Source organism: Streptomyces sp. NPDC001315 (genome assembly GCF_042896175.1).
Classification (GTDB): Bacteria; Actinomycetota; Actinomycetes; order Streptomycetales; family Streptomycetaceae; genus Streptomyces.
The window spans coordinates 82,719-95,418 of sequence record NZ_JBIAWZ010000026.1; the positions used below are offsets into that span (position 1 = coordinate 82,719).

The window sequence follows — 12,700 nt, forward strand, 5'->3', positions numbered from 1 at the left end:
CATCGAGGACGCGGCTCCGCCGGGCGGAAACCTCACCGCCGCCGGGCACTGGCACGTGCTCACCCAGCTCTACGCGCTCAGCAGCCATCCGTGTGTCACACCCCGGCTGGCAGACCTGTCGGCCACCGCGAGCTCGTGGGGCGGTCGGGACAACCGCCCCACGGGCCTGCGCTCAGGCCCGGGCGCGGGTGCGCTCAGGCTGGACAATGTGGGCGTTGTGCTGGTCGGCCCAGTTCTGCAGGGCGCTCATGCAGGCGTGGTCGAGATGACGCAGCCCGGCAAGGTTCAGTTCGACGGGCCGATCGACCGGCAGCTGCGCCAGGGTGTCGAGGATGTACGGCAGGCGCAGGAAGGTCGCGTGCCCGCGGATGCTCACCCGGACCGTCCCCTCACCGACGGTGTCGACGTCGATGTGAACGTGCGAGGTCTCCCACGCCGCCTTGGCCACCGACAGCAGCAAGCCGATCAGGACACCTTCGAACAGGTTGGTGACCAGGATCGCCCCTGCCGTGATCACCAACACCACGGCCTCGCCGCGATATTCACCCCACAACGGGCCCAGCTCCTTGACCGGCAGCAGCTTGAAGCCGGCGTGGATGAGGACACCGGCCAGGGCGGCGGTCGGGATCATGCCGAGGGCGCCGGGCAGCAGCGCGGCGAACAGCAGGAGCCACACGCCGTGCAGGACGCGGGAGACCTTGGTGCGGGCTCCGGCCTGGACGTTGGCGGCGCTGCGCACGATCACCGCGGTCATCGGCAGCGCGCCCAGCAGTCCGCACACCGTGTTGCCCGCCCCCTGGGCGATCAGCTCCTTGTCGTAGTCGGTCTTCGGACCGTCGTGCAGCCGGTCCACGGCCGCCGCGCTGAACAGCGACTCCGCGGAGGCGATGAGCGTGAACGCGACGATGGTGGTCAGCAGGCCGACGTCTGCCAGCTTCCCGAAGTCACCGAGCGCCGACGGCTGAACCGCTTCCAGCAGACCGCTGACCTCGACCCGCGCGACGGGCAGGTCGAAGACGACCGTGGCCGCCGTGGCGGCGCCGACCGCGACGAGCGGGCCGGGCAGCAACTGCGCCGTGCCGGGCAGCTTCTTCCACAGCACCATGACCGCGATGGTTCCGGCACCGATGACGACCGCGGTCTGCGCCGGTCCCGAGGCCAGGACGTCGACGGCCAGACCGGGCAGCCCGGCCACGTTGGACGTGCCGCTGCCGGGAGCCTTGCGATCGGCGAGCAGGTACAGCTGTCCGGCGATCAGGACCAGGCCGATGCCGGCGAGCATGCCGTGCACCACGGACAGGGAGATCGCCCGAAAGAGGCGACCCAACCGCATTGCGCCGAGTGCGAGTTGGAGCAGGCCGGTGGCCGGCACGATCACGGCGAGGGCGGGAAGCCCGTACTCCGTCACGGCGGTGAGGACGAGCACGGTCAGCCCGGCGGCAGGCCCGGACACCTGGAGGCTGCTGCCGGGCAGCAGTCCGGTCACCAGGCCGCCCACGATGCCGGTGATCAAGCCGAGTTCGGCCGGGACGCCGGAGGCGACGGCGACGCCCACGCACAGCGGCAGGGCGACGAGGAAGACGACGAGGGAGGAGGTGAAGTCGGTTCGCAGAGCGGACCGTAGGGAGGACGGAGTTGAGATCATGGCGTTCTCTCGGTGAGGGAAGGAACGTCGCGTGACGAGCGACCGAAACGGACGTGCGGCAGGTGTGCCTCGGTCGGTTACAGGGGTTTGAAGGTCCGGCTGCCCGGCGCACAGGCCAGGACCGCGCCGGTCTCGACGATGGTGCCGGTGGTGCGCAGCTCGAAGATGTCACCGGGGCGGGCGCCGGTGAACTTCGCGGGGGGTCACCCGGGAGTCGGAGCAGGAGATGAACGGTGCCCGGGGCTGCTGCCCTCGGGCCGGCCTCTCGAGCCCCTCCTGCCGGTCACTGATCTTTGGGCGCTGTTCCGGAGTCCGGATTCCAGACGCGTGGCGAAGTGCAGCAGCACGGCCTCATGACCGCTGCTGCCATTCGCCGTGACCCCACTGGACCCCTGACGGTTTGCTCCTGCCGACGCCAATACGTTTCCGGCCGATGCCTCTTGCACATGCTGAACTCCCGGTTGAGAAAGGTGAGATGACCAACACCGCAACCCGCATTGCGGCAGCAATCTCCCAGTTGGCAGGTGGTTGCCCGATGCAGGTCACGCGTGAGGCCGCGCCGAGGACGGCCGTTGCCCGAAGAGCGCCTTCGGGGGCAGGGGAATGACAAAGCTCCTGCTGCCGGGGTGAGGAGACGGGCGCGGCAGGCCACAGTCACGGCCGGCGAAGCCGCGGATCGGGCGGCATCGTGACGGGTGGCCGTGGCCGCTCAGCAGCGCAGGACAGCCGGGCCGGATGAGGGAGCGGATGCGAAGAAGCGCGCCGCACCGGACGTCCCGCCGTACGCCGCCGAGCCCGCTCCGGTGTCGGCGGCCGTGCCGGTCACCGCGTGGAGCGGGGACACGTCAGCGGGCTGCCGCGCTCCGGGGGCCGAGGCGTGGCATGACGGCGGAGCGTCCCCGCCGTGATGCCCGTCGGCCCCCAGGCCGGTCGCCACGGCGGCCGACGCCAGATCAGATGTGTGCTCCCTGGCGACGGCGGCACGCTGCCGGCACCCGTCCGGATCGAGGGCGGCAAGGTGCGAGGGGCCGGGGCTGAAGATCGCGTGCAGCAGCGCGAAGAGGGCGAGCAGGACCGCGGCGCCCAGGCCGCGGCACGCCGCGGGTCTGGCGGGGCTGGTGGTCTGCCGCATCGGATCTCCTCGTGCGCTTTGTGCCAGCGAACCCCTAGCGGGAGGCGTCGGCACGTCGAGTGAGCTCATCCACCGATGAATTCACCCATTCCGGTGATGAGCGACCTGGTGACAAGTGGCCTGCAGTAGCTCGCGCACATCCCCCGGCACAGCCCGCAGGTGAAGCCTTGGCGGGCTGAGGCACCCCCGTGCACACGTCGACGCTTCTTCCTCGCGCGCACTTTATGCGCATGATCGATTACTGTCTGCGGTGATGAGGATCTGGTCGGCACGCCACAAGGGCCGCCCCGTGCCACGGGCCGGGGCGGCGCTCGTGGTACTCCTGGCCGTACTGGTGCACCTGCTGGCCTGTGCCCACGGCTCCGCCCCTGTGGGCGCCGGCCGCGCGGATGCCCTCCTCGTCGTCTCCACCGCTTCCTGCGGGCAGCCGGCAGTGCCGGACGACGACCATTCGACCGTCAAGGGCCTGGACCCCGCACAGGGCGGCGGAGGGCACTGCCGGAACCTGGACGAGCCGACCGCGCAGCCGCCGCGTGACATCACGCTCGCCGCAGGGGTCCACTCCCTTTTGCCTGCCGAACACGTCGACGCACTGCGCGGTCCCCTGGGGCAGCAACCGCCCCGGTACCCGGCTTCCGCACCCCCCTCCGTCCAACAGGAGCGTGCGCGACTAGGCGTGTGGCGGACCTGATCGGCCCTGAGCCGCAACGCCGGACGGCACCCGCATGCCCCGGCGACGGCTCCCGATCCCTACGCCTCCTTCCACCACTCAACGGCCGGCATCCACTGACACTGCCGGCCGCGGGAGAAGCACGCCATGAAACAGACACCCCCCACTGCAAGCCGCACCTCACCTGCCCAACTGCTGACCGACACCAAGCGCCCCCTGCACACCCCGGCCGGACTGGTCGGCGACACCCCCGTCCTGTGGATCGGAGCTCCCTTCACCGCCGCCGGACGCGGCTTCTGGGCCAAGCTCGAAGGCCGCAACCCCGGCGGCATCAAGGACCGCACCGCCCTGCACATGGTCCGCGCCGCCCGCGAGCGCGGACAGTTGCTGGACGGCGCTCGCATCATCGAGTCCACCTCCGGCACCCTCGGCCTCGGCCTGGCCCTCGCCGGCGGCACCTACGGCCACCCGGTCACCGTCGTCACCGACCCCGGCATGGAACCCCTCATGACCGGCCTGCTGACCGCGTACGGCGCCGAGGTCGACCTCGTCGACACACCGCACCCCACCGGCGGCTGGCAGGAGGCCCGCCGCCACCGGGTCGACGAACTCCTCGCCGCGCACCCGGACGCCTGGTGCCCGGACCAGTACAACAACCCCGACAACGTGGCCGCTTACGCCCCGCTCGCCCACGAACTCGTCGCGCAGCTCGGCCGCATCGACACCCTGGTCGTCTCCGTCGGCACCGGAGGCCACTCCGCCGGCATCGCTTCCGTCCTGCGCGGCTTCTTCCCCCACCTGCGGGTGGTCGGGGTGGACACCACCGGGTCGACCATCTTCGGCCAGCCCCCGGCGAACCGCCTGATGCGCGGTTTGGGCAGCAGCATCTACCCCCGCAACGTCGCCTACGATCTCTTCGACGAAGTCCACTGGGTCGCCGCCCCTGAAGCGGTGTGGGCTTGCCGCCGCCTCGCCCGCGACCACTACGCCACCGGCGGATGGAGCGTGGGCGCCGTCGCGCTCGTCGCCCGCTGGCTGGCCCGCACCCTGCCCGCCGAGAACCGCGTCGTCGCCGTCTTCCCCGACGGCCCGCAGAGGTACATCGGCACCGTCTTCGACGACACGTACTGCCGCGACCACGGCCTGCTGGGCCACCTGCCCGTCGACGACCCCGACGAGATCGCCCACCCCGGCGACCGGGTCGTGACCCGCTGGACGCGCTGCACCCAAGTCACCGACCCCCTCACCCCAGCCCACCAAGATGACACCGACACCCAGGCCCACCCCCTGGCGGGAGCCGCACGATGAAGACCCTGTGGCGCCAGACCCGCTCCTTCCCGCCCACCGCGCGGCTGCTGATGGCCAACCAGTTCGCCATCAACCTCGCCTTCTACATGCTCATGCCCTACCTGGCCGCCCACCTCTCCGGCGAACTCGGCCTGGCGGCCTGGGCGGTCGGACTCGTCCTGGGCGTACGCAACTTCTCCCAGCAGGGCATGTTCCTCATCGGCGGCACCATCGCCGACCGCTTCGGCTACAAGGCCCCGATCATGGCCGGCTGCCTCCTGCGCACCGTGGGCTTCGGCCTGCTCGGCTGGGTCGACGACCTCCCCGCCCTGATCGCCGCCTCCGCGGCCACCGGCTTCGCGGGCGCCCTGTTCAACCCGGCCGTCCGCGCCTACCTCGCCGCCGAGGCCGGGGAGCGACGTGTGGACGCGTTCGCCACCTTCAACGTCTACTACCAGGCCGGCATGCTGCTCGGCCCGGTCGTCGGACTCGCCCTGCTGGCCGCCGACTTCCGCCTAGTCTGCATGGTCGCCGCCGCGATCTTCGTCGTCCTGACCGTCCTCCAGGCGCGGTCGCTGCCCGCCCGCGGCAGCGGCACCACCGGCTCCGCGCCGGTCAACGTCCTGGGTCAGTGGCGCACCGTCGTGGCCAACCGGCCCTTCCTGCTCTTCGCCACCGTGATGATCGGCTCCTACGTCCTGACCTTCCAGGTCTACCTGGCTCTGCCTCTGGCCGCGAGCAACGTCCTCGGCACCAGGGGGACATGGGTCACGAGCGGACTGTTCGTCGTCTCGGCGGCGGTCGCCGTCGTCGGACAGCTCAGGCTCACCGGCTGGGCGAAGCAACGCTGGAGCCCGGCTCAGGCACTGGTGCGCGGGCTGACCGCGATGGGGCTCGCCTTCCTGCCGCTGGCCCTCTCCCCCTCCGCAGGCACCGCCGCAGTGCTCACCTCCCTCGTGGCAGCGGTGGCGCTGCTGGCGGCAGGCAGCGCGGTGGTCTACCCGTTCGAGATGGACACCGTCGTCACGCTCTCCGGCAACCGCCTCGTCGCCACCCACTACGGCCTGTACAACACCGTCTCCGGTCTCGGGATCACCCTCGGCAACCTCGCCATCGGAGTCCTCTGGGACTTCGCCGAGGACCACGCCGCTCTCTGGTTGGTCTGGTGTGTTCTGGCCGCCACCGGGCTGGCGTGCGCGGCATCCGTCGCGGCGCTCGCACGCAGCGGGCAACTGAGCGTCCGCCAAGCGCAGCTCGCCGCCGCCTGACGCAGTAGTCGGGAAGGCCGACCCGGCGGGTCGGCCTTCCCCGGATCGGCCGCGGCCCGTGCCAAGAGGGTCCGTTGCCGCTTCATCGGTCGGCGCGACGATGGTCGGCATGCGCCTCCGCATCGACGCCGTCGACCTGCCCGGCCGCACTTGCAACATCTCGAAGCGTGGAGAACGGCCGCGACGTATGCCACTGGATCCCAGTGATCTCAGCAGGTCGAGTGACCAGCGACGTCAAGCGCCCGGCTCAGAACCCGATGGCCTCGCGGAGCAGCAGAACGACGCCCCGGCCGAGACGGGTTTCCGCGTTGAGGACCAGGAGTTGGTTGATGGCGCTGGACTGCCCGTACGCCGCCTGGGCGCGGGCGGCTTCCAGCGGGAGGGCATGTTCCTCGATGCGACGCAGCGCTGTGCTCAGGTCGGGCACCACCTTCTGCGCCCCGACGATCCAGATCGCACGCCCGGCGCCGCCGGCGTACGCGGGCAACTGGCTTCCGGTGGCCGAGGCGACCACGAGGGAGCCGGTCTCGGTGAGCGCGGCGACGCTGCCCAGGACGACGTCGGGGCCGGCGACCAGCCGCCGGATGTCGTCGGCCTCGGTGGCCCGGTCCATGGCCAGCGCGCGGGGCTTGACGGCCCGGTACCGGCCGCTGGTGTTGATGTCGCCGTCGATGCCGGACAGCCGGAGCGTCTCGCTGGCCGCGGTGAACACACTGGCGTTCTCCGGTATCAGCTCCTTGACGCGGGTACGCGCGGCGGCGGCGTCATCGAGGATCTCAACGGTGAAGTTGTGCTCCGCCAGCGCGGTGGCCGCCCGCTCCAAGCGGTCGGCGGGCGCCGGATCGGTGAACAGTGTCGCCGAAGCCGAGATGGTCATCATGCCTCCTGAGTTGCGTGCGGTGTGCCCGGTCGCGGGGCGCTCGGGTCCCCGGCCGGCGGGGCGTCGGGCGCGCCCGCCGCGCGCGGCGCCGAGCCCGCCAGCGGGGTGGTGTCGAGGTACCTGACCTCATAGACCCGCTCGGTGAACCTCCAGCCGTCCGGGGTGCGCCGGTAGCGGTCGTGGTAGATGGCGTAGTTGAGTCCCTGACGGCCGTCCCGCGTACGCGCGATCTCCTGCATGTAGGAGCGGCCGGTCGCGGTGTCGCCGTCGATCTGGATCGTGCCCGGATGCGTGTTCTGGACGAAGAAGTCCCACTGCGCCTGCAGCCGCTCGCCCCCGATGCGGATCTCCTCCGAGCCGTTCATCTCGATGGGGACGTTGGGCATCCGCAGCACGCCGTCCGGCGTGAACAGCGATGCGAGGCGGGCGCGGTCGCGCATCATCGCCGCGTCGGTGAACTCACCGCGCAACGCCTCGATCTCGACGCGGTCGGCAATCGCCTGAAAGTCGCTCATCAGCTTCCTCCGTTTCCGTTTGCCTGGTACGACAACGCAGCCATGCGGAATGTGAGGCGACGGGACGGACCTCACAATCCGGCGCACTGTCTTGTCGAAGAGATGAGGACAGTTGCGAGGCACGAGACAAGGGAGTGCGCGACACCATGGCCAACCGATCCGAGACGGAACATGGTCAGCCCGATCCGAGCCTGAGCGCGATCATGAGCGAGCGGCGTCAGTTGATCAATCTGGCGTACCGGCTGCTCGGCTCGCTGGCCGACGCCGAGGACGTCGTGCAGGAGACCTACACCCGCTGGTACGCCATGGACCGGCGGCAACGGGACGCCATCGCCTCGCCGGGCGGCTGGCTGACGACGGTCGCCAGCCGCATCTGCCTCAATCTGCTCGGCTCCGCTCGGGCGCGGAGGGAGCGCTACGTGGGCGAATGGATACCCGAGCCGCTTCCCGAACGCCGGGAGTGGGCCGACGGGGTCACGGCGGACCCCGCGGACCGGGTCACCCTCGACGAGTCGGTCAACATGGCCTTCCTCGTCGTACTCGAATCCATGACGCCGGCCGAACGCGTCGCGTTCATCCTCCACGACGTCTTCCGCTACTCGTTCGCCGAGGTGGCCGAGATCGTCGGCCGTACGCCGGCGGCCTGCCGCCAACTTGCCTCCTCCGCCCGCCGCCGCATCCGCGCGTCGCAGGCTCCGGCACAACCGACGACCGCGCAGGCCGGCGTCGTCCGGGACTTCAAGCGGGCATGGGAGGCGAAGGACGTGAACGCCCTCATGGGCCTCCTCGACCCCGACGCCACCGTGATCGCCGACGGCGGCGGCCTGGTCGGCGCCCTGCTTCGGCCGATCGCGGGTCGCGAACGGATCGCCCACGCCTATCTCAACGTCGCCCGCGTCGCGCCCGACATGACGCTGCTGGAGCGTACTGTCAACGGCCAGCCCGGCCTGGTCGCCCAGCAGGACGGCATCACCGTCACCGTGTTCGCGTTCCGGATCGCCGGTGACCGGATCACACACATCTGGGCGGTACGCAACCCGGAGAAGCTTCGCCCCTGGACAGCGGGCTGATGCCGTGATCGGTGATGAACGAGGTCAAAGACAAAACCAGGGTGTGTACCGGAAGTGGATCAAGTCGTCGTGGCGAGTTCGAGGAGGTGCCGGGCTGTGCCGGCGGGATCGATGATCTGGTGGAGGTGTGCGCCGGGCAGGTGTGCCACGCGCCAGCCGCGTTCGCGCGCCTCGGCGGCAAGCTCGTCGTACGGGGGGCCGAACAGCAAGTAGGAGCAGGGGTGGTCGTCCCAGCCGTCGGGGACCGGGATGTGCTGCTCGTAGTAGGACAGCGGCAGGGTGGGCTGCTCCTCGATGACGGTCCGGCGCACCGTCGGATCGGAGAACATGGGTGCGACGTCTGCTTCGTCCCACCAATCGGTCCAGCGTGGCAGCCTGCCGTTCACAGCCATCGGGCCGAGGAACTCCAGCAACTCGGGTGAGGCAACAGGGGTCGCTCCGGCGCGGGCCGGTAGTGCGGCGTCGACGAAGACCGAGCCGGCCACCGCATGGTCGATGCCCGCGCGAATCGCCGGGAGAAACAAGCCTGCGTTGCTGTGTGCCACCAACGTGACGGGGCTGTCGGCCGGAACCTGCCGGAGGTCGTCGCGGACGGCGTCGACGATGCGGGGCCAGAAGGGCGGAGCGCCGGAGCCCATGTGCAGCAGGGACGGCACCCGGACCTCGTACCCCGCCGCCTTGAGGTGTTCGGCCGCGGGGTGCCAGGTCGAGGGACCGACGGACGGACTGTGCACGAGAACGAAGATCGGCTGCATGTGACGATCCTGTCGTCCATGCCTTCGGAGTCGCGACAGTCTTGGCTGAGAGCAGAACGCTTCGCTTTCCCCGTTCGGTTCAACAGCGAGACCGTGACTGGGGGCAGAAAACGGAACAGCTGGCACGCCGGCGCCCGGACCGCCGCGACCACGATGATCACCCACGCCGGGCGCGGTCGCCCGCGGGCGGGAGCGGGCCGGTAGCCAGACCCCGCTGACCAGCTCGCCCGCGATCAGCGCCGCAGCGAGCACGGCCGCACCAGCGACAGCGCCGGCGACCAGCCCGCACGCGCTCGGAATCCCGGGCGTCGGTGACACCGCTCGCCGTCGCGAACAGTGGCGGCTCACCCACCCCCCGGGGGCCCGGCAGCCTGGATGATGCGGCAGATGTCCACGACCGTGCACGAGCGACGGTCCCTGGCGGCGGCGGGCTGCGCCGCGAGGTGCCCCAGGTTCAAAGAATCAGTGTGATCGCAGCGGCGGCACCGCCCAGGCCAAGGGCGACGGCGGCCTCGCCCCAGCCGCCCGAGCCCCAGCGGAAGAACCGGTCGACGGCGAACCGACCCGGGCCGATGGCGGCGACGGCCAGGGCGACCACGGCGATGCAAACGCTGTACTCGATGCCACCGTCCGACTCCCACAGGCCGTGGGCGCCGGTGACAGTGGCCATGGCATTGATCATCACGCCGACGATGGCGGCGGCCGCGAGCGGGGTCAGCAGGCCGAGAGCCAGGCCGAGGCCGCCGAGAAATTCGGACAGGCCACCGATCAGGGCGAAAAGCTTTCCCGGGCGATAGCCGAGGGCTGCGAACCCCTTGCCGGTGGCCGTCAGACCGGTGCCCCCGAAGAGCCCGAACAGCTTCTGTGCCCCGTGTGCGGCCATCAGCAGCCCAAACGTCAGTCTGATCAGCAGTAGGCCCCAGTCGGCGGCGGACGACATCGGCACGACGGTGTCGTGCGCTACCGGATCCTTGGGCCTCGAAAGACGGTACAAGTTGCGCTTCGTAGGCATTTCAATGCCTCCGGTAAGAACCCCGCATCGGGCGTTGCCCCCAGCTCGGACAGATGCCGAGGCACAGGTCGGCGGTGAGCTCTGCGCAGCATCGCAGAGCTCGGACCACCACCCCTACCGATCCTTCCGCAGCGGCCATGACCATGCATCTGGGCGCTGCCGGTTGTTCGGCAGACACGGCAGTCGCACGCGCCTCATCGGTCACAGAGAATCGCACAACCGGCAGCTTGGACCTATGGGGCCTTACGGCCTGGATCGCCGACATGACCAAGTTGCACGGCGAGAACTCACGAGGCCCCGATCTACGTTCCGACCGGGGCTCGCCGCGCGATGCCGTCAGCGGCACCGTTCCGCACGTCGTGCACAGCACACCGCACGAGCCGGGCGCCCGTTGCCACGATTCGCATGGCCCGCCAGCGACGCGAGCAGTCGACGCCCTGTCGCACGGGTGGGCCCCGCAGAACGGATTCGGCACACATGAGGACGGCCGCACAGTGCGCCTGTGCGCCCCGCGTGTCTGCTCCCGTTGCGCCCGGATCGCGCCCTACCCCCGCGCCGGAGCGTTCCCGCACCCTCGAACGCATGGGGGTTACAGGCGACTCGAGCATTGTCCCGTTACCCGGGCCTGACGGACACCGACAGCCGCCACCCGACGCGCGGAAGCCGTGGGAGGGTGTCGACCGCGCCCAAGCGGCCGTCGACGGCGCCACCGGGCCCGAACCACCCGGCCCGCCCTTGTGCCCCCAGTGCGGTCTGGTCGGTGAGCGTCGCTCCACCTACACCGGGCAGCATGTCCTGCTCGAGCCCGGGCTGGTCATGCCCGCTCATCTCGTTCCTGGTGGGCACCGGTGGCACGTCGACCCCGGCGGGCAGGCCTGGAACGGCGGACTGGACGAGCCGCCGACCGGGACCACCTGCCGCATTCCGCACCAACTGGCCTGCCCGGGGCTGGCCTTGGATGAGATCCGGCCCTGGCGGTGGCTGGATGCGGTCCGCGCCGAGAACGCGCGCCGTGCGCAGCGCAAGGTGGACGAAGAAGGTTTTCCAGGTGAGTTGCCGGATGTCGGCTGAACATGCGGGGTGCTGGGGGCAACTCCGCATTCCGCTTACTGCCTGCCTGCTCGGGCCAGTGCTTTCTCCGCCTGCTCGGCGAGAGCGCCGACGAGATCGGCGGCGGACGGCAGGTCGTTGATGAGGTCGACGCCCTCGCCGGCCCACACGGGCAGCGCAGGGATATCGCCTCGCCTGACGGCATCGCGGTAGTCGTGCTGGGCGTGGTGGTCGGCCGCGAGTTCGGCCTCCTGGCCCCGCCACTGGTCGAGGAAGGGGTGACCGAGAGTGCGGGCGGTGTAGCGGGACGGCCACGAGGAGCCTCGGGCGATGTCCAGCACACGGTTGCGTTCGGTGTCCTGCCCGCGCCCCGCCAGGATCGCGTTGAGGGCCGTGGGATCGGTGAGTGCCTCGTGCGTGGCATGGAAGCGGGTGCCGATGAGTGCCCCGGCGGCGCCCAGGGCCAGCGCCGCGGCCACACCGCGCCCGTCGGCGATCCCGCCGGCCGCGAGCACGGGCACCGGTGCCGCCAGGTCCACTACGACCGGCACGAACGGCAACGTGGACCGCCCGTTTCGCGCGCCGTGCCCTCCGCTCTCCGTACCCTGCGCCACGATGGCATCGGCGCCCAGGTCCACCGCCTGCCGCGCCTCGTCCAGATCGGTGACCTGAATGATCAGTGCCGCGCCCGCTGCACGGATGCGCTCGGCGAACGGGCTCGGGTCGCCGAACGACAGCATCACCGCCCGGGGCTTGTGCTCGAGCACACGGTCGACTGCGTTCACATCGATCGCCCAGGTCTGGAAACCCACACCCCACGGCTTCCCACCACGGTCAGCGAGGAGTGGCAGTTCGCGGGCCAGCCACTCCGGGTCACCATTGCCTGAGCCCAGCATGCCGAACCCACCGCCGCGAGAGACGGCCGCCGCCAGCGCGCCGCCTGCCGATCCGCCCATCGGCGCCAGCGCAATCGGATGCCGCACCCCGAACAACTTGGTGAACGCCGTTCTCAACGCCATGGAGGACATCATCGTCCCTCACCGGCGCGCCGGGCATCAAAACAGGGCAACCGGCGCCTTTCCGCGGTCCCGCAGTGGGCATGCCAGCCATACACGAACTTGTGCGAGACCCGTCGAGTCACGCCACGGAGCCGAAGCGTGCTCGCGGATTCGACCGCTGCCGCCGTCGCCCGTACCCAACGCTTCCCTCGGGGGCGGCGTCCGTGCCGGACCGAGGGGGCAAGATGATCGTTGGAGTCCACGGAATCCGGTGCTACCGGTACCTGGCCGAGGCGGGCACCGTGGCACTGGCCGGTCGGGCGATCGGGACTTCCACCCGACGAGTGGACACCGTTTCATCCTGTTATGCGGCGAGTTCGAGCGTACTCGATCGCCGCTCGTAGTCGACCGGGCTGAG

Annotated in this window: 12 protein-coding genes and 1 pseudogene; 5 read left to right on the forward strand and 8 right to left on the reverse strand. The window is 70.6% G+C overall.

The window, feature by feature from the left end; translation table 11 throughout:
- Positions 1-172: 172 nt before the first annotated feature.
- The 3 genes and pseudogenes from ACFY16_RS38150 to ACFY16_RS38160 all read right to left on the reverse strand — a co-directional run bounded on the left by ACFY16_RS38150 (position 173) and on the right by ACFY16_RS38160 (position 2,777).
- Positions 173-1,645, reverse strand: coding sequence for a SulP family inorganic anion transporter (locus ACFY16_RS38150; protein WP_390651815.1), 1,473 nt, complete (start codon positions 1,643-1,645; stop codon positions 173-175).
- A 134-nt stretch (positions 1,646-1,779) separates the two neighbouring features.
- Positions 1,780-1,963 (reverse strand): annotated as a pseudogene (locus ACFY16_RS38155) (carbonic anhydrase); the annotation flags it as partial.
- Positions 1,964-2,354: 391 nt separating this feature from the next.
- Positions 2,355-2,777, reverse strand: a complete 423-nt coding sequence (locus tag ACFY16_RS38160) for a hypothetical protein (protein WP_390651816.1) — start codon at positions 2,775-2,777, stop codon at positions 2,355-2,357.
- A 253-nt stretch (positions 2,778-3,030) separates the two neighbouring features.
- On the opposite strand from ACFY16_RS38160, the gene ACFY16_RS38165 reads away from it, so the two are divergent.
- From ACFY16_RS38165 to ACFY16_RS38175, 3 genes are all read left to right on the forward strand, one after another.
- A complete protein-coding gene (locus ACFY16_RS38165; RefSeq protein WP_390651817.1) occupies positions 3,031-3,468 on the forward strand; it encodes a hypothetical protein in 438 nt (145 codons plus the stop codon).
- A 126-nt stretch (positions 3,469-3,594) separates the two neighbouring features.
- On the forward strand, positions 3,595-4,755 hold the full coding sequence (locus ACFY16_RS38170; protein ID WP_390651818.1) for a PLP-dependent cysteine synthase family protein: 1,161 nt from the start codon (positions 3,595-3,597) through the stop codon (positions 4,753-4,755).
- Complete coding sequence (locus ACFY16_RS38175) at positions 4,752-6,002, forward strand: MFS transporter (RefSeq protein WP_390651819.1); 1,251 nt, start codon at positions 4,752-4,754, stop codon at positions 6,000-6,002. The genes ACFY16_RS38170 and ACFY16_RS38175 overlap by 4 nt, the downstream gene beginning before the upstream one ends.
- Positions 6,003-6,249: 247 nt before the next feature.
- Here the strand turns inward: ACFY16_RS38175 and ACFY16_RS38180 are convergent, their stop codons facing one another.
- Positions 6,250-6,882: an LUD domain-containing protein gene (locus tag ACFY16_RS38180; RefSeq protein WP_390651820.1), complete on the reverse strand. Its 633-nt coding sequence runs from the start codon at positions 6,880-6,882 to the stop codon at positions 6,250-6,252.
- Positions 6,879-7,397, reverse strand: coding sequence for a nuclear transport factor 2 family protein (locus tag ACFY16_RS38185; RefSeq protein ID WP_390651821.1), 519 nt, complete (start codon positions 7,395-7,397; stop codon positions 6,879-6,881). Before ACFY16_RS38185 ends, ACFY16_RS38180 begins: the two co-directional genes overlap by 4 nt.
- A gap of 146 nt (positions 7,398-7,543) precedes the next feature.
- Here ACFY16_RS38185 and sigJ point away from each other — a divergent pair, with 146 nt between their 5' ends.
- The gene (sigJ, locus tag ACFY16_RS38190) at positions 7,544-8,467 is read left to right on the forward strand and encodes an RNA polymerase sigma factor SigJ (protein WP_390651822.1); all 924 of its coding nucleotides are present in this window, start codon (positions 7,544-7,546) and stop codon (positions 8,465-8,467) included.
- A gap of 59 nt (positions 8,468-8,526) precedes the next feature.
- Here the strand turns inward: sigJ and ACFY16_RS38195 are convergent, their stop codons facing one another.
- Together ACFY16_RS38195 and ACFY16_RS38200 are read right to left on the reverse strand one after the other, a co-directional pair.
- The gene (locus tag ACFY16_RS38195) at positions 8,527-9,222 is read right to left on the reverse strand and encodes an alpha/beta hydrolase (RefSeq protein ID WP_390651823.1); all 696 of its coding nucleotides are present in this window, start codon (positions 9,220-9,222) and stop codon (positions 8,527-8,529) included.
- 454 nt (positions 9,223-9,676) lie between these two features.
- A complete protein-coding gene (locus ACFY16_RS38200; RefSeq protein WP_390651824.1) occupies positions 9,677-10,162 on the reverse strand; it encodes a DoxX family protein in 486 nt (161 codons plus the stop codon).
- A gap of 654 nt (positions 10,163-10,816) precedes the next feature.
- On the opposite strand from ACFY16_RS38200, the gene ACFY16_RS38205 reads away from it, so the two are divergent.
- Positions 10,817-11,305: a DUF6083 domain-containing protein gene (locus ACFY16_RS38205; RefSeq protein WP_390651825.1), complete on the forward strand. Its 489-nt coding sequence runs from the start codon at positions 10,817-10,819 to the stop codon at positions 11,303-11,305.
- 35 nt (positions 11,306-11,340) lie between these two features.
- On the opposite strand, the gene ACFY16_RS38210 is transcribed toward ACFY16_RS38205, so the two are convergent.
- Positions 11,341-12,303 carry an NAD(P)H-dependent flavin oxidoreductase gene (locus ACFY16_RS38210; protein WP_390651826.1) on the reverse strand — a complete coding sequence of 321 codons (963 nt, stop codon included), beginning with the start codon at positions 12,301-12,303 and terminating at the stop codon, positions 11,341-11,343.
- Positions 12,304-12,700 lie beyond the last annotated feature (397 nt).